At 60.0% G+C, this 23,740-nt stretch carries 17 protein-coding genes; 11 read left to right on the top strand and 6 right to left on the bottom strand.

Translation table 11 applies throughout. The features are described from left to right. Window positions 1–69: 69 nt before the first annotated feature. Window positions 70–780, bottom strand: coding sequence for a lytic transglycosylase domain-containing protein (locus ACFRFQ_RS23180; protein WP_378663323.1), 711 nt, complete (start codon window positions 778–780; stop codon window positions 70–72). A gap of 245 nt (window positions 781–1,025) precedes the next feature. Here ACFRFQ_RS23180 and efeU point away from each other — a divergent pair, with 245 nt between their 5' ends. The 3 genes from efeU to efeB are packed head-to-tail and all read left to right on the top strand — an operon-like array spanning window position 1,026 to window position 4,347. Continuing rightward, complete coding sequence (gene efeU, locus ACFRFQ_RS23175; protein WP_378663321.1) at window positions 1,026–1,922, top strand: iron uptake transporter permease EfeU; 897 nt, start codon at window positions 1,026–1,028, stop codon at window positions 1,920–1,922. A 14-nt stretch (window positions 1,923–1,936) separates the two neighbouring features. After that, the gene (gene efeO / locus ACFRFQ_RS23170) at window positions 1,937–3,064 is read left to right on the top strand and encodes an iron uptake system protein EfeO (protein ID WP_378662801.1); all 1,128 of its coding nucleotides are present in this window, start codon (window positions 1,937–1,939) and stop codon (window positions 3,062–3,064) included. Window positions 3,065–3,066: 2 nt separating this feature from the next. After that, the gene (efeB, locus tag ACFRFQ_RS23165; RefSeq protein ID WP_378662798.1) at window positions 3,067–4,347 is read left to right on the top strand and encodes an iron uptake transporter deferrochelatase/peroxidase subunit; all 1,281 of its coding nucleotides are present in this window, start codon (window positions 3,067–3,069) and stop codon (window positions 4,345–4,347) included. Here efeB and ACFRFQ_RS23160 read toward each other — a convergent pair. Next, the gene (locus ACFRFQ_RS23160; RefSeq protein WP_378662796.1) at window positions 4,320–5,456 is read right to left on the bottom strand and encodes a glycosyltransferase; all 1,137 of its coding nucleotides are present in this window, start codon (window positions 5,454–5,456) and stop codon (window positions 4,320–4,322) included. The genes efeB and ACFRFQ_RS23160 overlap by 28 nt on opposite strands. Before the next feature lie 183 nt (window positions 5,457–5,639). On the opposite strand from ACFRFQ_RS23160, the gene ACFRFQ_RS23155 reads away from it, so the two are divergent. From ACFRFQ_RS23155 to ACFRFQ_RS23125, 7 genes are all read left to right on the top strand, one after another. Then, window positions 5,640–7,409 (top strand): alpha/beta hydrolase family protein, encoded by a 1,770-nt coding sequence (locus tag ACFRFQ_RS23155; protein WP_378662794.1) that lies wholly within the window; start codon window positions 5,640–5,642, stop codon window positions 7,407–7,409. Continuing rightward, window positions 7,406–8,809, top strand: coding sequence for an O-antigen ligase family protein (locus tag ACFRFQ_RS23150; protein ID WP_378662791.1), 1,404 nt, complete (start codon window positions 7,406–7,408; stop codon window positions 8,807–8,809). The genes ACFRFQ_RS23155 and ACFRFQ_RS23150 overlap by 4 nt, the downstream gene beginning before the upstream one ends. Before the next feature lie 35 nt (window positions 8,810–8,844). Further along, window positions 8,845–9,777, top strand: a complete 933-nt coding sequence (locus tag ACFRFQ_RS23145) for a glycosyltransferase family 4 protein (protein WP_378662788.1) — start codon at window positions 8,845–8,847, stop codon at window positions 9,775–9,777. A gap of 10 nt (window positions 9,778–9,787) precedes the next feature. Beyond that, window positions 9,788–11,377 (top strand): flippase, encoded by a 1,590-nt coding sequence (locus tag ACFRFQ_RS23140; protein WP_378662785.1) that lies wholly within the window; start codon window positions 9,788–9,790, stop codon window positions 11,375–11,377. Continuing rightward, window positions 11,374–12,456: a glycosyltransferase family 4 protein gene (locus ACFRFQ_RS23135; RefSeq protein ID WP_378662782.1), complete on the top strand. Its 1,083-nt coding sequence runs from the start codon at window positions 11,374–11,376 to the stop codon at window positions 12,454–12,456. The genes ACFRFQ_RS23140 and ACFRFQ_RS23135 overlap by 4 nt, the downstream gene beginning before the upstream one ends. Next, the gene (locus ACFRFQ_RS23130) at window positions 12,449–13,534 is read left to right on the top strand and encodes a cellulase family glycosylhydrolase (RefSeq protein ID WP_378662779.1); all 1,086 of its coding nucleotides are present in this window, start codon (window positions 12,449–12,451) and stop codon (window positions 13,532–13,534) included. The genes ACFRFQ_RS23135 and ACFRFQ_RS23130 overlap by 8 nt, the downstream gene beginning before the upstream one ends. Before the next feature lie 229 nt (window positions 13,535–13,763). Next, the gene (locus ACFRFQ_RS23125; protein ID WP_378662776.1) at window positions 13,764–14,858 is read left to right on the top strand and encodes a cellulase family glycosylhydrolase; all 1,095 of its coding nucleotides are present in this window, start codon (window positions 13,764–13,766) and stop codon (window positions 14,856–14,858) included. Between the two features lie 33 nt (window positions 14,859–14,891). Here the strand turns inward: ACFRFQ_RS23125 and ACFRFQ_RS23120 are convergent, their stop codons facing one another. Continuing rightward, window positions 14,892–16,583, bottom strand: a complete 1,692-nt coding sequence (locus tag ACFRFQ_RS23120; protein WP_378662773.1) for a hypothetical protein — start codon at window positions 16,581–16,583, stop codon at window positions 14,892–14,894. A gap of 327 nt (window positions 16,584–16,910) precedes the next feature. On the opposite strand from ACFRFQ_RS23120, the gene ACFRFQ_RS23115 reads away from it, so the two are divergent. Beyond that, window positions 16,911–17,423, top strand: coding sequence for a YdcF family protein (locus ACFRFQ_RS23115; protein WP_378662770.1), 513 nt, complete (start codon window positions 16,911–16,913; stop codon window positions 17,421–17,423). Window positions 17,424–17,458: 35 nt separating this feature from the next. Here ACFRFQ_RS23115 and ACFRFQ_RS23110 read toward each other — a convergent pair whose 3' ends face one another. From ACFRFQ_RS23110 to mfd, 3 genes are all read right to left on the bottom strand, one after another. Then, window positions 17,459–18,940: a sugar transferase gene (locus ACFRFQ_RS23110; RefSeq protein ID WP_378662768.1), complete on the bottom strand. Its 1,482-nt coding sequence runs from the start codon at window positions 18,938–18,940 to the stop codon at window positions 17,459–17,461. 333 nt (window positions 18,941–19,273) lie between these two features. Further along, complete coding sequence (locus ACFRFQ_RS23105; RefSeq protein WP_378662766.1) at window positions 19,274–20,095, bottom strand: MazG family protein; 822 nt, start codon at window positions 20,093–20,095, stop codon at window positions 19,274–19,276. A 7-nt stretch (window positions 20,096–20,102) separates the two neighbouring features. Next, window positions 20,103–23,729, bottom strand: coding sequence for a transcription-repair coupling factor (gene mfd, locus ACFRFQ_RS23100; protein ID WP_378662763.1), 3,627 nt, complete (start codon window positions 23,727–23,729; stop codon window positions 20,103–20,105). Between the last annotated feature and the right edge of the window lie 11 nt (window positions 23,730–23,740).

Here is a 23,740-nt window from a genome sequence, read left to right as displayed (position 1 = left end):
CTAACCGCAGCGCGCGAAGGCTTCTTTATCGACGCGCTCACACAGGCCTGAACTGCGGCCTTGGAGCGTTCATGCCGGCCGCGTTCCGACGGAATACGCCGACGCCCGATCGCGCACAAGAGCGAGGTAGTCGCCGGAGAGGTTGTACGCCATCAGAGCCTGCTGCCAACCTTCAGCCGCTGTCAGGTCTCCCCCGCGGGCACACAGATACCGCGCCGCGGTGAGGGTGGCGTCGTCGATATTGTCGGGATCGATGCGACCGTCACCGTTGGCGTCGACGCCCCACTTCAACCAGGTTTCCGGGATGAACTGCATCGGACCCATCGCTCGATCGTGTACGGAATCTCCGTCCATGGTGCCGCCGTCCGTGTCGGGGATCTCGGCCACACCCGGCCCACCGTCGAGTGGAATGCCGCGGATGATCGGACTGACCTGACCCATCGCGTCCACCGCGGAACCGTCGTAGGTCCCGTGTCGGCTTTCGACGCTCCCGATCCCGGCGAGTGTGGTCCACCCGATCCCACAACCGGGCAACGTCTCAGCCATCACCGCGGCGGCGTACCCGTAGGCCGTGAGCGCAGTTGTGCCGATTCCGACGTCACCGCTCAATCCGGAAGCCCAATCAGCGAGTTGATCTGCACTGCGGCCGGGTGCATTGATGTCGATCGGCGGTGTCGGCGCTCCGACGCCCGGAGGGATTCCTTCGGGAATCGCGATCTTCGGTTCGTTGGATCCACACGCTGCAATACCCACTCCGGCAAGCACCGTTCCGGCAGCTATCGCGGCGACGACGCGCACGATGCGGCGGGGTCTCGAGGTCTCACCAGTGGTTCGGTACACCCCTCCATCATCCACACGAGTCGACCGAACACTCGAATTCAATAGTAAAGAGAAGCAAAAGGCCAGGTCAGAGTGTGGATACCGAGTACAAGGTGGAGTATCTTCATCGGAGTTAAGGCTGTCCTACTATTGGGCGCTTCACTGAAGCGTCAAACGCTGTTCTGCAAAAGGAGTCATCCGTGTCCGTGTCGGTACTCGCTGCCACGAGCAGTCCGTCAGTTGCGACGCAGCTATTCGGCAGCGGCCTGATCGGTCTCCGTGAAGGCCTCGAAGCCGGCATCGTGGTCATGATCCTGGCCGCGTACCTCGTCAAAGCACAGCGCCGGGACGCACTGAAATGGGTGTGGCTCGGGGTGATCGCCGCGGTGGCGATGGTCGCGATCATTTTCTTTGCCATCCATTACGGAACGTCCACCGTCGACGGGTTGACTGCGGAAGTCATCGCCGGGGTTGCGTCGCTGATCGCCGTGGTGATCGTGACCGCGATGGTCCTCTGGATGCGAACCGCGGCCAAGAACATCTCCGGCGACCTCAAAGCCGGCATGGAAAAAGCCCTCGTCGCCGGGCCGATCGCGATCCTGACACTCGCATTCTTTGCCGTCGGCCGCGAAGGTGTCGAGACGGCGCTGCTCATGGTCGGCTACGCCGAGAACACGGCCGGTAGTTCCTGGCCGCTCATCGGATTGCTGCTCGGAATTCTCCTCGCTGCCGTTCTGACCGTCGCCATGTACTTCGGGGCGCTACGTCTCAACCTCACGACGTTCTTCCGCTACACCGCGATCTTCCTCATCGTCGTTGCCGCTGGAATCCTCTCGTACGGTATCCGCGCCTTGCAGATCGGGAACGTCCTCCCCGGAGTCGAGAACATCGCGTTCAACCTCACACCGGGCTACGACCCGTCCACCTGGTACGGCACCGTCTTGGCCGGCATTTTCAACTTCCGGCCCGACCCGACGGTTCTGCAAGCGACCGCGTGGGTCGTGTATCTCGTCATCGTGCTGGCGCTCTTCCTGCGCCCGCAATCTTCGCCGGCACCCGTAGCCGATGCAGCTGTCCCAGCGTCCGACAACAAAGAATCCTGAGAGGCACTTCTCCGATGCGCAAAACCACCCTCGTGCTTGCAGCGGCAGCGGCACTGCCCTTGTCTCTGGCCGCCTGCACCGAAAAGTCGACGTCGAGCGACGGCGACATCATCGTCACCGCCACCGACGACTCGTGCGATGTCAGCGCCACCACAGCCTCGACGGGCAAGTCGACGTTCCAGGTCACGAACAACGGCACGAAGGTCACCGAGTTCTACGTGTTCACCGAGGGCGACCGCGCGATGGGCGAGGTCGAGAACATCGGACCCGGACTGACGCGTCAGCTCATCGTCTCTCTCCCCGAAGCCGCGACGTACCAACTTGCCTGCAAGCCCGGCATGGTCGGAACCGGCATCCGCCAGGACTTCGTCGTCACTGGCGACTCGCTGGCAGCCACCGACGAAAGTGGCCAGCTCGCCGAAGCCGCCGACGGGTACCGCCGGTACATCCGCAGCCAGATCGTGGCATTGCAGGACACCGCCGCGCAGTTCGTCGCAGCCGTTCAGGCCGGCAACATCGAGCAGGCCAAGGCGCTGTTCCCCGTCGCCCGCACCTACTACGAGCGCATCGAGCCCGAGGCGGAGAGCTTCGGCGAGCTCGATCCCAAGCTCGACTTGCGTGAAGCCGATCTCGAGCCCGGCCAGGTGTGGACCGGCTTCCACCGCCTCGAGAAGGACCTGTGGGTCACCGGTCTGCAGCCGGACACCAACGCCGTCGCAGATCAACTGCTCGTCGATATCCAGTATTTGGCCGACCAGGTGAACGCCGAGCACTACTCGATCGATCCCACCAAGATCGCCGGCGACGCTCAGGGACTGCTCGACGAGATCTCGACATCCAAGATCACGGGTGAAGAAGACATCTTCTCGCACACCGACTTGTGGGATTTCCAGGCAAACGTCGACGGTTCACAAGCCGCGATTGCTGCCCTGAACCCGATTCTGCAGGAACGCAATCCGGAGCTGGCTCAGCGCATCTCGGATCGATTTGCCGACCTCGACGCAGCGTTGGCACAGTTCCGTGTCGGCGACGGTTTTGTCTACTACGACACGGTCACCGAGGCTCAGCGCCAGGAACTCTCACGCAAGATCGACGCTCTGTCCGCAGAGGTCAGCCAGGTTCAGGAAGTAGTTGCGGGGTAGTGATGACTGATTCACCAGAGGGCACACCTTCGCCTGAAAATGCAGCACCGCAAGGACTCTCACGGCGTCGACTGTTCGGCGCCGTGGGGGCAGGCGCAGTCCTGGCCGGTACCGGCGCAGCGGTCGGGTGGGTTGCCGCCGATAACAACTCCAGCACCGACCACACCGACGTGGTGGCTTTTCGTGGTGAACATCAGGCCGGCATCACAACACCCGCCCAGGATCGCATGCACTTCGTCGCGTTCGACGTGACGACCACGTCCCGCGACGAACTGATCGCCTTGCTGCAGACCTGGACGACGATGGCCGAGCGAATGACCAAGGGCGAGGAAGCAACCGAGGACGGCGCAACGGGCGACAGCCCGTACGCACCGCCGAGCGACACCGGTGAGGCCCTCGACCTGACTGCCTCGCAACTGACACTCACCATCGGCTTCGGACCGTCACTGTTCGACGACCGTTTCGGACTGGCAGACAAGAAACCTGCGGCTCTGCTTGACCTTCCACATTTTCGGGCCGACAATCTCGATCCGGCGCGCAGTGGCGGCGACATCGCAATCCAGGCCTGCGCCAACGATCCACAGGTCGCAGTTCATGCCATCCGCAACCTCGCGCGCGTTGCCTTCGGAACCGCATCGGTCAAATGGTCACAGCTAGGATTCGGACGAACATCCTCAACATCGACTTCGCAGGCGACACCGCGAAACCTGTTCGGATTCAAGGACGGAACCGCCAACATCAAGGCCGAGGACCCAGCGGTTCTGAACGAGCATGTCTGGGTTGACGGCGCCGACGATCAGGAGTGGATGGCGGGCGGATCATTTCTGGTCGCCCGCCGCATCCGGATGCTGATCGAGCAATGGGATCGCACAGTCCTCAACGAACAGGAAGCCGTCATCGGCAGGTCGAAGCGCAGTGGCGCTCCGCTCGGCGGAAAGGACGAGTTCGACGAACTCGATCTGGACTCGAAGGAAGGCCACGACTTCGTCATCCCAGCGGATGCACATGTCCGTCTGGCGTCGTCCGAGGAACTCGGCGGAATCCAAATCCTACGGCGCGGATACAATTTCACCGATGGATCCGACGGGTTCGGGCACCTCGACGCCGGCCTGTTCTTTGTCGCGTACTGCCGGAACCCTGTCCAGCAATTTGTTCCGATGCAGCAAAACCTCTCTCGGCACGATGCACTGAACGAATACATTCAGCACGTCGGTTCTGCCGTCTTCGCCTGCCCCGGTGGACTCTCGGACGAAAGCTATTGGGGCTCGAAACTTTTTGCATAGGTTGCCGATTCGACACCCGTCCACATCGCTATCTCATCGTGGAATCGTCGCACCGAGAACTTGTCGTATGTATTCGACCTGACAGTATTCACACGATCGATCTCGTGTATGCACTCAGCGATCGCTTCCCACCGGTCGTCGTGAAAATGCAGACCGTCCACGCCGTGTATCACCGTCTCTGCGGCGCCTCCGATGCTGTTCGTGATCAGTCGTGCGCCGGCTGCCATGGCCTCGACCGGCATGATCCCGAAGTCTTCGATCGGCGGAAAGACGTAGGCGAGCGCCTGCTGATACAAAGCGAACAGCAAAGCATCCGACGGTCGATGAACAATCCGTACTGGCACCGACGCTTCAGCAGCCATTTCGCGCAACCGCTCCTCCTGGGGGCCCGACCCGGCAATAACAGCCGCAACGCCGGCCTTCTCCGCAGCGCGAATAACCCAGTCGAGTCGCTTGTACGGAATAAAGCGCGACGCGCCTAAAACAAACGCAGAGGGGATGCCGGAAAGTAACTGAAGCTCATCCGCCGTTAATTTCAGCCTCCAGTCGTCAACAGCGACAATTCGATCGACATCGACGGGTGGATGAATAACCTCGGACCCGATACCCCAGGCACGTTCGATGCGTTTGCTGACAAACTTGCTGTTAGCCGCAAAGGACGCACCTTCCGATGCGCGCTTACGATCGATCCGTTGCAAGATCGGTGAAGCGATCCGCGCCGAGAGCGAGTTACCCCGCTCGTCGAGCTCTGGATTCCACACATATCGCGCAGGCGTGTGAACGTAGACAAACTTTCGTAGTTCCGTCGACGCTCCCGCGAATGTTGCATGGTGAGCGAATAGATGAGAGCTGATCAAAGCGAAATCGTAATCACGATTCTCGAGACCACGCCACGTGAACGGCATCGCCGGGAGTGCCAGTGCTTTCCTGCCGCGTAGAGGAGTCCCGGCCAGCACGCTTTCGCGGACATTCGTCGCCGGATATCGATCAGGGGCATCGTTCCAGAGGCAGTACACGTCCGCATCCGGGTAGCAATTGACAAACTCGTCGAGAACCTTTTCCGCTCCCCCCGAACGTTCAATCCACTCATGGACAAGAACACCAGCCATATCGGACTCCAGTACGTGCCAATTGTACGGTTTGATACTTTTCGCCGGTAGAAGCGCGACTAAACAAACCGATGGTATGTTTACTGGCAACATACAGGCAACCTCAACCCGCGCGAATGCTCTCCTCACGGCGAGGTAGGCAACAGCACGTCAATCTTCAAAGTCGGCAGCCCACAACACGGAGTGATCACTATCGAGACTCAATTGGCCACCTGGTTCGGCCCGACAGAGGCACCGCTGCTCGGATTCATCCATGTTCCAAAGTCGGGCATTGCACGCGAAGCGGTCGTCCTGTGTTCGCCCATCGGCAAAGAGCACATCGACACCTACCGCGGAATTCGGCTCCTGGCCGACGAACTGGCGTCCCGCGGAATAGTCGCGTTCCGGTTCGACTACGAGGGTGTCGGCGATTCTTCGGGCAATGAGGACGCACCCGACTCGATGAATCGATGGCGCAGCAGCATCGTCAGTGCAGTTGACTTCGTCCGCCAGTGCGGCGCTCGATCCGTCAGCATCGTCGGTTTGCGACTCGGCGCACTCTTGGCCGCTTCGGCGCTCGAAGGCTGCGGGACGATCAATTCGGTTATCCTCTGGGATCCGGTTACCAACGGGCGCAATTTTATTCGGGAGCAACGAGCGTTCTACTCCATCAGCGTCGGCGAGGACGATCCCACTGACCCGCGTGTGTCGATCATGGGTGGCGCATTGGCACCCGAATGCGCCGCCGAACTCACCAATACCCGACTGAAATACCCATTCCCGGGAAACCCGCAGACCCTCCTTGCTGTTCGGTCCTCGATGAAGGACAGCGGCGCGATCGCCAAACTGACAACTGAATTACAACCCGATGTGCTGGTTCTCGAGAACCACGAGGCATTTACATCTCCACCAAGCTTCTACGTCGACATCCCATACCGCCACATCGACGAGATCGCCGAATGGATCGACCGGAATGCACCGACTGCGATGCATACCGTCAGCCCCACAATCGAACTCACTGCGCGGGTAGCAGTGACGCCGACAGGTGACGACGTCTACGAGTCACTCGAACGAGTTGGCGCGGATCAACTGTTCGCAATCCGGACTCATCCCGCGACCTCGGACAAACACACATCCATCGACGTCCCGACTGCCGCGTTCGGAAAACCCGAACGCGGCATGGTCTTCTTCACAACTGCGATAGAACACCGCATCGGACCTGGACGCTCTTGGGTACACATTGCACGCGATGCGGCCGAGCACTCCGTCACCAGCCTGCGGTTCGACCGACGCGGCGTCGGCGACACCGGACATATCGATGCAAACAATCCAACGTCGGTGTATTCACGCTCTGCTGACGAAGACGCACTGACAGCAGTTTCCGCCCTTGGCGCTGCACCCGAGAACGTCATACTCGCGGGATTGTGCTCGGGTGGATGGACTGCGGCGTCGGTGTCCCTGCGGATCGGAGCTCGGTCGATAATTCTCGTGAATACGATCTTGTGGTCGACGCGCAGGAAGCGGTCGCTCACCGACGCGGTATTGCCCGAATCCCCGAAGATCAATTCGGGCGGCGACACAACCACACCACCATTACGCACGTTGATCAAGGCGCAACTTCAAGCACGTCTTCCGTATTTCGCATGGAAAATGCTGGGACACAGGGGAATAACTCAAGTTCCCGAAGTCTTGCTGGACGCATTGCATAGGCGTGACATCCCGACAAAAGTAATTCTCTCTCCTGCTGACGCCGAGTGGTTCCGTCAACAGCGAGGAGACGAGGGCATCGCGCGCCTGAGTCGCCGTGGATATACGTTCGACGCCGTCATGGCAGAGGTCGGCGATCACCCGTCGTATCATCGTGACCTTCGCAGCGTCATCCGCCGAGAATTTATGTCGGTGGTGGCAAAGCAATTCGGAAGAACTGCAACACAACCGCCATACAGGCCCCCGACGAAGCGGTCAACCGTGTGAACCCGGTGATCATGGTGCTCGGTGCGGTGGCCGCAACCCCGGTGGCGTTGGCCATCTATCGCCGGCCGCAGCGTGGACTCCTCCTTCTCGCACTTTTTGCACCCCTTCACGGACTACTGGCGATCATCCCGAACGGACAATCTTTGGCGGGCTGGAAGGAAGGCCTCATCCTGCTTACGCTGTTGAGCACCTTTGTCAGTCCGAACCGTCACCGTGTCGTGCACCCATCGATGCCGTGGTGGCCGGCCGCACTTGCCTGGGTTGTCCTCGGGACGGCGTCCGCCCTGATCCTGTCCGGAATCGGTGGGCTGGGTTCGATCAAGATCACCTACTTCTACGTTCTGATCCCGGTCATCCTCTGGAGGGCGCCCTTCACACGGTCGGACCGCGACCATCTGGTCACGATCTTGATGGGAATGGGCATTCTCACCTCCGTGATCGGCCTGATCCAGCAACTCGTCGGCCCGGAGTACCTTGTCGAACTCGGCTACAGCTACACCGAACAGATCAGAATTACCGGTTCACTGCTGCGTAGTTTCAGCACGTTTACCGGACCATTCGCATTTGCACTGTTCGTCAGTCTGAGCCTGATAGTCGGCATTTCCGTCAGCTTGGCGGATCCGAAGCGGTTGCGGAACATCATCTTTCTCGCCTCGACTCCGATCATGATTGCCGGGATGGGCGTGTCGATCGTGCGCGCCAGCTACATCGCTTTTGCTGTGGGCATCTTCTGCTTGGCGATCTACCGCTACCGCTCATTGCTGGTCGTCTTCGCCGGCATTGCCGTTACAGTTCCGGTTGCGCTACTGCTCGCGCCGTCTTCGATTGTCGCACCGTTGTTCTCGTCGTACAGCCTCTCGGAACGTGGCAATGGTTGGTCGTCCACGATCAGTTCGCTGTACGTCCATCCGCTCGGCCAGGGACTTGGCGCCACCGGATCGGCAGCTGCGAAAGCCGCTGAAATCGCTCACCCGATGTTGGACACGCTGACGATCAAGGCAGCAACGACGCTCGGTTTGATTCCGTACCAACCCGACAACTACTACATGAAAGTCGCGGTCGAACTCGGCCCGATCGGAATGTGGATATTTCTCCTGCTTCTGATCTCGGCGACGGTCACCGCGATCCGAAGTTCTCGGGTGCTTCGGGGCCAGGACAGCGCGCTTGCCTTGGGTGTCGGTGCTTCCGTCATCGCCGCGGCATGCGCGTCGGTGTTTGCCACGTACTTCGAGATTTTCCCTCTCGACCTCTATTTCTGGTTACTGATTGGAACTGTGGGATGCGCATTGAGTCAACACCACTCAGACGAACACGAGACGTACGTTCGGAGGTCACCTTCGGAGCAATGGCTCTGCGCCCCGGAGGCGGAGGAGTACAAACCTACGCTCGTGAAATCCTGAAAGAAATCGCCAGACAGGTCGACGGAACGGTGAAGTTGAGCGCGACAATCCAACGCGACGCCGTCTCCGAAATTCCGTCGTCGCTCAGCGCGATCGAGCGGCCCGTCGTCGCCGGCGCTCGTAGGGCTGCCTGGGCCATGGTTCCGGTTGCCGGGTCCACTTTGTACCACAGCCTCGACGTGGATCTCCCGATCAGGCAAGCGGGAGTTACCGTCTCGACGTTTCACGATATGTCGGTGTTCGATGTCCCCTGGGCATTCAGCAAGTTCCGCGGGGCCGGAGAACGGCAACTACTCTCACGAGCTCTACGCAAAGCGGATGTGCTCATCGCTGTATCCGACTTCACTGCCGAACGAATCAAGGCATTCAGTGGTCGAGCGGCAGTGGTCACCCCATTGGCCCCCGCACCGTGGGCAGTCGTCCCTACCCCTGATGCAGTCGCTGACGTCCGTGTACGACTGAACCTGCCCGAGAGATTTGTGCTTCAGGTCGGCACGATCGAACCTCGTAAGGACGTCGCACTCGTTGCCGATGCCTGCTCGGAACTTTCCATTCCTTTTGTCCTCGCCGGTTCCGGCTCTCGCGGACCCTGTGCGCCGAGTTCTGCGATTGGGCTCGGATACGTTGCAACAGAAGATCTCCCGGCTCTGTATTCTGCCGCCACAGTGGTTGCGTACGCCTCACGCTACGAAGGTTTCGGGCTACCACCACTCGAGGCCATGGCCTGTGGCGGCGCTGTTGTCGCCAGCGCAGTCGGTGGCCTCCCCGATTTTGCCGACGATGCCGCAATACTGGTGAAGACTCATGACAAGAACTCGTGGGTGCGCGCTCTGCGCTCGGCGATCAACGATCCGGAATGCAATCTGGCCCTACGAACCGCCGCACCCCAAGTCGCATCACGACTCACCTGGGCACGAACTGCCGAACTCACCGTCGGTGCATACCGACTCGCTGGATTGAGTGTGTGATGTGCGCTTCATGACAAACCGCCGCGAAACGGACGGCGAATACGTATCGCAGCGAGAATTCGCGGAACTGAGACAGGCCGCACTCGAAACGTTCGCACAAGAACGACGCGAACGAGAAAGCAAGATCCACGAACCGTCGACACCCGAATTGACCGCGAGCGCAGCACGCCGTAGCACCGTCATCATGTTGGGGAGCAGGGTCGCGGTAGCGACAATGGGGTGGATCGGCTCGGTCCTGATCGCTCGCGCCATCAGCCCCGAGCAATTCGGACAGTTCTCGTTGATCTTCGGTCTCCTCGGATTATTGTCCGTCATCACCGATCTCGGAGTCGGTCGAGTCGTCCTTGCGAAATTGGTCGAAAGCAATCCCTGGGAAATATCGCTGGTAACGACTGCCTTTATTTCGCTGCGTGTCGCCCTGGGACTACTCGGGTACATCCTCGCTGTCGGCTACGTCTGGTTATTGAATTATCCGGCGGAGGTCATCGAAGCGACAGCCGTTGCCGGCCTCGTCGTTGTCGTCGCGACGCCGAGTCACGCACTGTCCGTGATGTATCAAAGCCGCCTCAAGATGACGTACGTTGCCGTCGCCGAAGGGGCCGGACAACTTGCTCAACTGATCGCGACCATCGCAGCGGTTCTATGGCAACCCATCTTGATCGTCTTCGTGATTCCGGCAGTGATCAACGAAGTGGTTGCCGCCGCAATCAAGATTCGAGGTGTCCGCAAAGGAATTGCGGGCCCACTCCCGGCGTCGCGTGCTCAATTTCGACGCTGGAAGGAAATGCTGGTCGAGGCGATCCCGCTGAGCATCGGATTTGCTTTCATCACACTGCTTTCCCGCGTCGACGTACTCATGCTCGGACAACTCGATTCTTTCGACTCTGTCGGGTTGTACAGCATCGGATACAAGTTCGCGGATCTCCTGCAGATCGTCGCAATCACCATCGTCACGCCTGTGACGACACTCCTGGTGTCGTCGTGGCCCGACAAACTCGACGCATTCCGGGAACGAAGCCGAGAAGCGTTCATTGTCCTGTCCGTCCTCGGTGGCGCATCCATTGCCGCTTTCTGGCCGGTTGCCGCAGAGGTTCTTTCACTGCTGTACGGCGAGAGATTCACTGTTGCAGGCACTTCGACACGATTATTGGTACTTGGCGCTTGCTTCTCGATGTTGACACAGCTCGGTTTGATGATATTGGTCGCCAGTGGACGACATCGTACGTATCCCTGGGTGGCGCTCGGCGGTCTGAGCGTCAACATCGTTCTCAACTTCACCCTCATTCCACGACTGTCGTTCAACGGTGCCGCTCTGGCAACGGTACTGACCGAAATACTTCTGTTCGTTGCGATGTGGACGGTCATCTTCCGGACACTTCCTGTGCACAAACTGTTTCCAGCAGTCCCGTTCACTGCTACGTCCGTCGTGGGCGCATTGGTCGCGGTAACGGGAACGTTCTGTGTCGAACGTTTCGACATACCGTGGCTGATCGTGGCCGTCGTCGCGCCAATCGTCGTCATCGGAATCCTCGTAGTACTCCCCATCTATGGCGGAAAACCCCTGTTGTCACTCATCAAACCTGGTGGAGAAACCCCATGACTCGAACGTTGATCTTCGTCAGCCACACCGGTGAAGTATCCGGAGCCGAACTCGTCATGATCCAAGTAATGACACTTGCACGAGAACGTGGTTCCAGGGTGATATTGGCTTGCCCGAACGGCCCACTGCGAGAACGCGTCACCGATATCTGTGAAGTTGTCGAACTACCCGCGCTCGGGCTCCGGGGAGAGAGCGGCGTCAGTCGAATTCTCGGCATCGCCACGGTGGCGAAGAACTGGCGGATTGCCGGACGCGTCATTGCCGCCCGCGCGTCGGCCGAGAACGCCAAAGTCATTGTCAACTCACTGTTTGCCTTGCCGGCAATCAGGCTCGGCCGCGCGAGAGGCGGTGCGACCTGGCTCATCCACGACACTCTGTCCAGCGCCAAACAGAACATCGTCGTACGCATTGCGAGGCCATCGATACGACGCGCCGTTGCCGTATCCGGACCCACTGCAATACCTGTACGCGCACTTGGCATTCCCACGAGTGTCGCGCGACTCGGCGTTGCGGTACCTTCCGATGCTGCGAAAATTCAGTCTCCCGCCCGGCGCATCGTGGGAATCATCGGATCCATCACTCCCTGGAAGGGGCATACCGTTCTGTTGGAGGCCATTGCCCGAATTCCCGATGTTCATCTCGAGATCGGCGGCGTCCCGTTCCCCGGAGACGAACAGTACGCCGAAGCTCTGCGCACACGTGCAGAGGAGTCGGACCTGCTGGGTCGCGTCAAGTTCCTCGGATATGTCGACTCACTGGCCACGCTGAGAAATTGGGACCTGGCCATCTCGGCCAGCACGTCGCCTGAAGCCAGCCCATTGGTGGTACTCGAAGCGATGAGCGTCGGAGTAGCAGTAATCGGCACCGATCATGGTGGAACCCGCGAGTTGTTAGCAGGTGGAGCAGGTTCACTCATCCCTGTCGACGACCCGAGTCGTCTAGCCTCAGAAATCACCAGGCTTTTGGACGACGAAAAGGCGCGATCCGCATTTGCGCGCGCCGGACGAGAGAAGGTTGTCGATCGCTACGACATACAAAAGAATCTTCCGGCGCTACTCGAGGAGCTCATTCATGACTAAATTGCTTCGACTATCAGTCGCCGCGATTGTTCTCCTCGGTATCGGGATTGTCGTGCACTCGTCGGTTCCTGCGTTAGGCCAGCCTTGCGCAACGGCTCCTCCAACAGACAACACCGGTATCGCTCTCGGATCCGGTTACACCGCATTGGACCAATCCGAAATGGAGAAGGTGGTCGACGATATTCGAGCGTCCGGCGTGCAGTGGGTCAGATTCGACTTCGACTGGTCGTATATCGAATCGACTCAGGGAAGCTTCGACTGGTCAGGTACCGACAGATTGGTCGAAACTGCGACAGATGCCGGGCTCGAGGTGCTAGGTCTGATCACCTACACACCGGAGTGGGCGCGTGATCCTTCCGTCGCCGAATCTGACAGCCATACCCGCCCCGAGGACCCAAATACTTTTGCCAACTTCGCGGGCCTCGCCGCGGAGCGCTACGCCGATTCGGTGTCTTCTTGGGAAATCTGGAACGAACCTAATCTGCGTGCGTTCTACAATCCGGCACCGGATGTGACCTCGTATGCCGAACTTCTGACCGTGGCGAGTACCTCGATCAGAGAATCGCAGCCGAACGCGACCATCGTCTCCGGCGGGCTGTCGCCGGCAACGGACAACGGCACCGATATCAGCCCTACGACCTTTCTCACCAACCTGTACGAGGCCGGGGCCGGCCCGCAGTTCGACGTCGTCGGAATGCACCCGTACAGCTTTCCGGCATTACCCTCCGATTCACTGACACAAAGCTGGAACGCGTTTTATCGAATGCGACTTATGCGCGACACCATGATCGAGAACGGCGACGAAACCAAGTCGATCTGGGCAACGGAATTCGGTTCCCCAACCGGCGATGGCCCGGACGCCGTCACCGATGCTGTCCAAGCCGACATCCTTCAGGACGGCCTGAATGAGGCTCGCGAACTCGGATTCGTCGCAAAAGTATTTGTGTACAGCCTCCAGGACCGCGGATCGGACACAAGCGATCGCGAACAAAACTTCGGACTACTGGACGTGAACTCGAATCCGAAACCTGCAATGGACGTTCTGCTCGCTGCCAACGAAACCGGAGGCTGTATCTGAAATATTTCGCAACATTCATCCGCAGTCCGCAAAAAACGGACAATACCAACCGGCGCATTTCCACCGACTTCACAATCGGGCATAAGTACTGAAGAAAAGACCTGGCGCCTGCCAACCACTGGGCGAATTCGTGCAATTCTGATGCTCGTCGGATTCATATGCGAAATCCGGATTATCCATTTTGTCAGATACGCCGATTTCGCACTCCTGTGGAAGGAAGGTGGTCGACGTGCGTCGACTTCGATTACCACTCGTGTGCACGCTACTTCTGGCGATCGGATCGTTGAGCGCCTGTGCACCCAAACCTGTACCAACAACAACGACAACAGCTCCGCCGGCAACCTGCAGTTCCGTCGGATTGGGTATCGCGGGCGGAGCGCCACTGAATTGGCTCTCACAAGCCGATCTGGACACCGAGTTGAGTGCCATGAAGAACGCAGGCACGACCTGGCTTCGCTTCGACATCGACTGGTCTGCCGTCGAACCGACCAAGGGTCAACAGAACTGGGCAGCAACTGATCGTGTTGTCGATCGAGCCAGGCTACAAGGATTGAGTCTCGTCGGCATCGTCACCTACACCCCGGCTTGGGCCCGCGTGGCCGGCGCAACCGATACCCACGGTTACCCCTCTGACACTGCGGCATTCGCCAAGTTCGCTCAGCAAGCAGCACAACGCTATTCAACGAGGATCAGCACCTGGGAGATCTGGAACGAGCCGAACCTCACACAGTTCTTCCGCCCAAAGCCGAACGTCGACACGTACGCATCGATCCTCAAAGCTGCATCAACCAGTATCCGAGCGGTCCAACCAGGGGCCAAGATCCTCAACGGCGGATTAGCGCCCGCAGTCGACAACGGCTCCGACATCTCACCGGTCACCTATCTGAACGCCCTCTATAACGCCGGGGCCAAACCGTACTTCGATGTGTTTTCCATCCACCCGTACAGTTGGCCGGCATTGCCATCCGACGCATCCACGTCGAGTTGGAACACTTTCTACCGGATTCGTTTGATGCGCGACATCATGGTGAGGAACGGTGACACCGGAAAGAAGGTCTGGGCAACAGAATTCGGCGCTCCTACCGGATCTGGAGCAACTGCTGTAACTCCGCAATTGCAAGCCAGCATCATCTCCGACGGATTTGCGCAGGCACAGGCACTCGGTTACATCGAACGCATATTCATCTACAGTATGCGTGATCGCGGAACCAACTCCCGAGACATCGAGCAGAATTTCGGTTTGGTGACGATCAACTACACGCCGAAGCCTGCTCTGGACGCAGTCAAGAAGGCAATCGGGGGTTGCAGCGCCCCCAAGATATGACCCCGATTCCCGGTGGGCCAATTTCCCGGTAGGTCAATCCGATTCCCCCTCGGCACCTTCATGACGCAGTAAGCCGACGCGCGTCACGGACTGCCCGTTGCGGATATCACTTTTCTTGTTGTTCATCAACATGATTCGCTCGGTGGGCGCCTCGGAGTTGACACTGGTGTTGCCGATGTCGGAGTTGATTTCGGGGCCGTCGGCCGCGGCGTCAACTCCGACAGGCGCACCGTCACCATCCTGAACGGTTTGCGGTACAGCCGTTTCGACACCAGTCTCTCGGGTCTTCTTGGCGTCGGACGCAGGCAAGCGATTTCGTTCGATCGTCACAGTCTGTGCATCGATCAACTTCCCGCGGTCTGTACGATCGACGGGCTTGATCAGATTGACTGAATGTGTTTGAGGCACAGCCGTAGGCGAGACCGATATGGGCGGCGTGAGGGATACAGCCTTGGGCCGTGGGCTCGCTGAAGACGATGTGTCACGTCTGCCTCGAAATCGCGACAAGGTTACTAGTTCGACGAACGGTTCGGGCGCGGCCGGACCGACAAGCACCAGCGAGCGTGTGACGTCAACTTCGGCCAGCGCCCTGAGAGTATCGATGAGGTCTTGCTGTTGCGCCTCCCGCGCCGAAACGAGCACAATGGCGAATTCCGTACCACTCGAATCGATCTTGCTCCACCATTCCGATTTCAAGGGCTCGATGGCTATCCGGGGTTGCAGGTTTTCCGGCACGTGCCACGAGTTGGTGTCGACCCCGTCCCCCGCCAGCACGAGCACGTCGTCACCCAAACTCGCTCGCTGGCTCAGCATGAGAGCAACATTCGACGGAACCTCGGCGACCGGTGTGTGCTGCACCAGCAGTGATGCACCAAATTTCTTGGAGGCTCGCCGGGCCCATGCATCGGTGACCCGAGAACTGAATCGTCCACGGCAGAACACAAGAATCTCTGCCGCCAGTATCAGAACGACCAGAAATACCACTGCAGCTTCTGCAAATGGTTTCGGGGCTACCGGTAGACCGGTCCCGGTCGGCGCCGACAGCAACTGCAACCGATCCGCTGCGGAGTCGGAAGCACGGAGTTGCCTGAGTTGCTCGAGCCTTGCATCCAGATCAGCTGAGGTGGTCGGATCTGCAATCGGCGTCTCGTCGTTGTCGATGCTCTCCTGGCGAGCAGCCGCGAGTTGTGAGTTGAGTCGCGCAATGTCGTCAGTCAATGTCTTGGTGCGCAGTGCAAGAGTTTCGGCGTTGCGTTGAGCTTGCGCATCGCTCAGTATCTCGACCACGATGCGAGCGAGACGGTCGACCTCCTCCTGGCTGGATCCAGTCGCCTTCACCAACACCAGGGCCGGCGAGGTGCCGGGAGTAACCGTGATGTGGCTGGAAACGTCAGATGCCGCCCAGCCGTTGTCCATCCGACTTTGAATGCTGGCAACTACTGCGCTATCCGAGGACAGGGCGATGTACGGCGCAACCAGTTGCCCCAGATTTGCATCGCTGACGACCACCTGGGCACCTGCTTGCACTTCCGCGACAATGTCCGATTCGTAGACCGACGGCTCGCTCCCCCGAACAAGATACATCGCGCCGCCGGCGATCAATGCAATCACTAACGCGGGCAGCATCACCCGTGAGAGATTTCGAACGTGCGCGACCAGATCGAATGTCGGTGGCACGCCCAACTCACGACGAATCGCTGCGTCCCTAGCCCGCACATCCGGCACGTCGAAACCTCCAATTCGGCTCTACAGTTCAAGATCGACAATAGAAACCACAAGTTTGCTGAATCACCACAAACATACCCGAAGTACGGTAATCAGCTACCCAGCAGGCACTGAGGTTTCGGCGACTCCGGGCAATACCTGACAATTCCGGCGCCGACGAAGTCACGTGGTCCTCGCGACGATACGATCCCAGACCCGTTTTGCCCGTGCATAATCCGCAATGACGTAAATCCGACATATCCCCGGGAGGTTCATCTCCATCAATATCGGGTGCCTCGATCCAGGTATTGTCGGGCTATCAGAAAAATGTCGAAAGCCTCGAAGATCGTGACCATCTCTGTATGCGCGCTCGCCCTGACAACCGCGGCAGGATGGCCGCTCTACGTGTCCCCGAAGATCGACGAACCTCGAGTTGCCGACGCCGTCGTAGTACTCGGCGGCGCACACGACGGTCGCGAAGAAGTGGGACTCGATCTGGTGCGACGCGGATACGCACCACGGATCATCTTCTCCAATCCCTACGGCGACAACGACAAGAAGATGCAATCGATCTGTGGCGGATCATTCGATTTTCCGGTCGATTGCTTTGTGCCTTCACCGTCGACGACAGAGGGCGAAGGACTCGAAATCGATAGGCTGGCACGCCTGAACGGTTGGAAATCTGTCATCGTCGTGACCTTTGTTCCTCATATTTCGCGCGCCCGATTCATCATTTCTCGGTGCTATTCGGGGGAACTGCTGATGGTCCCGAGCCGTCCCGACCTATCCATCGGCGCCTGGGCCTTCAGTTACGTCTACCAAACAGCGGGGTATCTCAGAAACCTGCGAGCTGGTTGCTGAGGCACCCCGCTTCACCACGCCTGACAGGTGATGCCTCAGTAGGCTCCGTCGCTGCGGACTACCGCTGAGACCGTACGGGCGATGATCGAAAGATCCTGCGCGACAGACCAGTTCTCCACGTACGAAGAATCGAGTCGAACTGATTCTTCCCACGACAGATCACTCCGACCGCTGACCTGCCACAGCCCCGTGATTCCCGGCTTCACGAACAAGCGGCGAGACACTTCGTCGTCGTACATCTCGACTTCGCGTCGCAACGGCGGACGCGGACCGACCACACTCATCTCACCGCGTATGACGTTGAAGAACTGCGGAAGCTCGTCGATACTCAACCGACGAAGAATTCTGCCGATCGGCGTGATTCGCGGATCCTCACGCATCTTGAACAGCACTCCACCGGCGCCCTCGTTGTCACCCATCAGATCGACGACCTGTTGATCTGCACCCTCGACCATCGTCCGAAACTTGTACATGGGGAACGGTTTTCCGTTCAGTCCAATCCGTTCGGCCTTGTAGAAGACCGTGCCTTTCGACGTGGCTTTCACAGCAAGTGCGGCGGCAACCATCACCGGCGCAACGAGCAGAAGCATCGCAGCCGAGAACGCCTTGTCGAATGCCCCTGACGCCCAGCCGTTCGCGCCTTCGTATCGCGGACGCGCAACATGCATCAGTGGGATTCCTGCTACCGGCCGGATCATCAAGCGGGTCATGGACACGTCGGCGATGACCGGCGAAACGACGAGGTCGATACCTTCAGCTTCCAAGTCCCACATCAACTTCCGAATTCCGACTTGACCGAGGTCTTCGGTTCCCGTGACGATCACGGTGTCGGCATTGCTCGCCCGCATTGCCTCGATCACTTCGAATTCATTGCCGAGCACGGGCACACGTGCGCCGTCGACAACAATGTGATCGTCGAGGGCCGTCGACCGTCGTGGAATGCACACGCCTACAACGTCGTAGCCGGCTCCAGACTCTCGAACGAAGGATCGAGTAGTCGCAACCACAGACGCGTGACCGCCGACCAGCAGGACCGAGTTGCGGCACAGACCCGCTGAGCGCTTCGCCTGAATACGGCGGCGCCACAGGTAGCGACCGAGTATCAGGCCCACCAATCCGAGCGGCAGAGCGATCATCAGATAGCTTCGCGCAATGTCGATCCCGAGAAGAATTCCGGCGAGCGCGCCCAACCCGAAAACCTGGCCGGTGGCAAGGACTACCCGCTCGTACTCGTCGCGTCCATCGCCCAGCATCGCTTGATGTCGACTGCGTCCGCGTGCAAGGACTGTCATCCACAGAACGCCCAAAGCAATGGATGCAACCACCTTGAGCGGTGTCAGCCACTCGATCGGGTTGGGCCACATGCTTCCAACCTGCGCGAGCGCGATCACGAAGGTGACGATGACCGTATCTGTAATCGCTATCCTTCGTCTGTACGCACACCGCCAGTCCATCCGCAGTTCTGCGTCCACCCGCCGTGTTCTCGGCTGGATCCCCACCTCAGCATGAACGCTCATGATCATCAGTCTTTCGTGTCTACATGCGGCGGCACCGGCTACTTCGAAGTCCGTATGGTGGTCGCTGATCATTAACCAACCCCGGCGCCAGGTACGGCAACACCCCGCCGGCTGCCGTACCTGGCCTCTCACAGTGCGGAAACGAACTGACGATCATTCACCCGGCATAGTCGCCGCTCAGGCAACCATTCACTGGAAAAACAACCACAAGTTCCTCGTTCCGTACATAAACATACCTCAGGTTTGTTTTCTCCGCACACGCCCGCACCGAGCTATTGGAACGATTGCCAACTAATTACCGGTCAATCATTTCAAATCGGACGAATTTGCGGGTTATCGGGATTCGGCCTCGCGCGCGCGAATCTCGTCGATCAGCGCACGCAGTGCACCGGCCAGCGTCGCGTCCGCTTGCATGCACTGCGCAACGAGTCTCTCCAACGCTTCCTCGTCGATGACGTCACTCACGCCAGCCTTCTGTGCCCGCGCCCGAACCTTCGCGGCAAGGAGGATCGGGGGTTGCGACGTGGCGATTCCGTCCATCGCCGAAGCGCGAGCCTTCTCGGCAGCTTTCAACTCTTCCCAGGCGCGCTCTTGCTCGGCAATATCGACCACCCCCGAACTGGTCAGGTGGGGGCTTCGATGGATCAACTTCTCGATCAATGCGGCGGCTACGTCGTCCAGGTCGAACACATGGTGGGATTGTGCAATCCGTGAATGGAAGAGAACCTGCAGCAAAAGGTCGCCAAGCTCCTCACGAAGGTCGATCTCGTCACCGCTGCGGATGGCGTCGAGCACTTCGTACGTCTCCTCCACAAGGTAGACCGAGAGGCTCTCGTGAGTCTGTGTCGCTTCCCATCCACCACGGCTCCACAGCCGATCCATGATGGACGCCGCCTCGACGAGTCGATCACCGTGAACAGGCGCCGCCCGGATGATCTGCACCCCGGTTTTCGCCTGTGCGGGCACTTCCGCGTAGCCGCCGTCCATCGTCACGACCACTCCGGCGTCCGAGGTCGACTTCGGAAGCGCGTTCCGAACCGACGCCGGCACATTCTCGCCGATCCGGATCGGCCCGGACAACAACGAGAGTGCCTCGAGCGGAAAAACGTGCGGGCGCAGCGGATCGAGCAGAACTATCGTCGATATCTCGGTCACGACCGGTTCACGCCTCCATCACCACGGCACTCGCGGCGCGACCGTCGATCGCCAGGATGAAATCGGCAATATACTGAAGCAATTCCACGTCCCGTAGGCGATCGGAGCCCACTCCCCCGGTTCGCGGCAGTGGCAACTGCACCAAGCCTGTCGTAGCCCGATACTGCGCGCTCGGATAGATCCGCTTGAGCCTGATCTGCTTGGAATCGGGCAGCGACATGGGCGAGATCTTGAGTTGAGTACCGGTGACTGCCACTTCCTCGAGTTGGTACTCGCGGCACAGCAGTCGCAGTTTCGCCACCGACACGAGTCGACGCACTTCTTCCGGTAACGGCCCGTACCGATCGACCAGTTCTTCGACCACGGCTGCAATACCGTCGGAATCGGTTGCGGCAGCAATTTTTCGATAACCCTCGAGTCGAAGCCGATCACTGGTGACGTAGTCCGGCGGGATATGCGCGTCGACGGGTAGGTCGATGCGAACCTCCTTCGGGCCCTCGTCGGTTGTAATCGGCAGCCCGTCTGCGGCAGCACGGTAGGCTTCGACTGCCTCACCGACCAGGCGGACGTACAGGTCGAACCCGACACCGGCAACGTGTCCGGACTGCTCGGCACCGAGAACGTTACCGGCGCCGCGGATTTCGAGGTCCTTCATGGCAACGGCCATACCGGCACCGAGATCGGAGTTCTGCGAAATGGTGGCCAGTCGGTCGTACGCCGTTTCGGTCAACGGCTTCTCCGGCGGGTACAGGAAGTACGCGTATCCGCGTTCCCGGCTGCGTCCGACACGACCTCGCAACTGGTGGAGCTGTGAGAGCCCGAGAGAATCGGCGCGCTCGACGATCAACGTGTTCGCGTTGGAGATGTCGAGGCCTGTCTCGATGATCGTGGTACACACCAGGACGTCGAAATCTCTCTCCCAGAATCCCTGAACCGTTTTCTCGAGAGTGTCCTCGTTCATCTGACCGTGGGCGACCACAACCCGTGCCTCCGGTACAAGTTCACGGATTCGCTTGGCAGCCTTGTCGATCGAACTGACGCGGTTGTGAACGTAGAACACCTGACCGTCGCGCAGGAGTTCGCGCCTGATGGCGGCGGCGACCTGCTTGTCTGCATAGGCTCCGACGTACGTCAGAATCGGATGACGCTCTTCGGGCGGGGTCAGAATGGTGGACATCTCGCGAATGCCGGCCATGCTCATTTCCAGCGTACGAGGGATCGGCGTTGCCGACATGGTCAGCACGTCGACGTGAGTTCGCAAGGATTTGATGTGTTCCTTGTGCTCGACGCCGAATCGCTGCTCCTCGTCGACGATCACCAAACCGAGATCCTTCCACCGCACCCCGGTCTGCAGCAGGCGATGTGTGCCGATGACGATGTCGATCTCACCCTCGGCCATGGACGCGATGATTTCCTTGGAATCCTTGGCGTCGGTGAAGCGCGACAGTCCGCGTACCTTCACGGGGAACGACGCCATTCGTTCCGTGAAGGTCTGAAGATGCTGCTGCGCAAGCAGAGTCGTCGGAACCAGGACAGCCACCTGCTTACCGTCCTGCACCGCCTTGAATGCGGCGCGCACAGCGATCTCGGTCTTGCCGTATCCGACGTCACCGATTACGACGCGGTCCATCGGGACGGCCTTCTCCATGTCCCCCTTGACTTCACTGATCACGGTCAGCTGATCGACCGTCTCGGTGAAGGCGAAGGCGTCCTCGAGTTCCTTCTGCCACGGAGTGTCGGGGCCGAATGCGTGGCCGGGGGCTGCCTGACGCGCGGCATAGAGCTGCACGAGTTCGCCTGCGATTTCACGAACCGCTTTGCGTGCCTTACGTTTTGTGTTCGCCCAGTCGGATCCGCCGAGTTTGCTCAGCGCCGGCAGCTCGCCGCCCACGTAACGGGAGAGCTGATCGAGCGATTCCATGGGCACGAACAACCGGTCCCCCGGATGTCCACGCTTGCTGGCGGCGTACTCGATGACCAGATACTCGCGCCGTGCCCCGCCAATGGTGCGCTCCACCATTTCGACAAATCTGCCGATTCCGTGCTGGTCGTGAACCACCATGTCGCCCGCGGCAAGTGCAAGCGGATCCACCTGGTTGCGACGCTTGGCCGGCAACCGCTTACCGTCGCCCACCGCCGCAACTCGATTGCCGGTGAGGTCGGACTCGGTGACAACAACCATTCCGGGAATGTCGCCGTCCCCGTGCAGAACCAAACCGTCGTGCAACGATCCACGCATGACCGAAACCTGGCCCCGGGCCGGAACCGCTCCAGGCTCAGCCATTGTGGCGGGAACCTCGGCCTCACCGAGTCGTTCGAGAACGCGTTTTGCCGTGCCGGCACCGGCAACAACCACGGCAGCGCGTCCGCCGGTGGTCACGTGCGCGCGGAGGCTGACGAACAGCTCGGCCAGAAGGTCGTCTGACCCGCGCACTTGCGGGGCAGGCTGAATCGGGAGTTCGAGTTCCTCACCACTCCCCGATGCCAACGGGCTGACGCTCCACCACGGACGCCCGCCCGCTTCTGCGGATTCGCGCACCTGACGCAACGACCGGTAGGCGGAGGCGCCGAGCCCCGAGTCGCCGCCGGCGAGGATGGAGGTGTCGAGTGGCGCCGCGCCGCCGATGGACGCCGCAGTCCACGACGCTTCCAGGAACTCCTGCCCGGTGCGCACCAAATCCGTTGCACGGGTGCGCACTTTCTCCGGGTCACAGAGCAGGATATGGGTTCCGGCGGGAAGAACATCGGAAAGCAATTGCAATTCACCAGGTTTCAGGACCGGAAGCAATGCCTCCATGCCCTCGACCGGAATACCTGCCGATATCTTGTCCAGCATTTCCACCAGGGAGGCGTCGGCCTGGTTCTCTGCGGCAATCGCCGCGGCCCGATCCCGGACGTCCTGGGTCAACAACAATTCACGGCATGGCGGAGCGATGACGAGGTCGACGTCGACCTCCGGCAGCGAACGCTGATCGGCAACGGAGAAGTAGCGCAGTTCCGAAACCTCGTCGCCCCAGAACTCGATGCGAACAGGGTGATCCGCGGTCGGTGAGAAGAGATCGAGGATGCCGCCGCGCACCGCGAACTCGCCGCGCTTGCCAACCATGTCGACGCGCGTGTACGCCATTTCCACCAGCCGGACCAGAACAGACTCGAAGTCGATCTCGGTGCCGACGCGCAGTGTGATGGGCTCGATCTCACCCAATCCGGGGGCCATCGGCTGGACCAGAGAGCGCACGGTCGTGACCACAACCCGCAGCGGCGCACCGTACGCGGAATCGTCCGGGCGAGCGAGGCGTCGGAGAACCTCGATGCGTCGTCCGACGGTATCCGCGCTGGGAGAGAGTCGCTCGTGAGGCAACGTTTCCCAGGACGGGAACTGTGCAACCGATCCGCCGATCATCTCGGTGAGTTCGGCCGTCAGATCGTCTGCTTCACGACCCGTTGCTGTCACCAACAGCACCGGCGTTCGCGATGCAAGCGCGGCTGCGATGAACGGCCTCGCCGGTTTCGGCGCAACGATGTCGAGGGTGGCTCGACCGATCGCTCCAGTCACCGATGTGAAGGCCGCGTCTGCGAGCGCGGCCTCGGCAAGGCCGGCAAGTGAAGTCTGGGCAGCGGGCAAGGCAGTCAACGAATGCGCTC

Source organism: Rhodococcus sp. NPDC056743, assembly GCF_042790355.1.
Classification (GTDB): Bacteria; Actinomycetota; Actinomycetes; order Mycobacteriales; family Mycobacteriaceae; genus Rhodococcus_F.
This window is presented reverse-complemented; position numbering and strand designations above follow the sequence as displayed.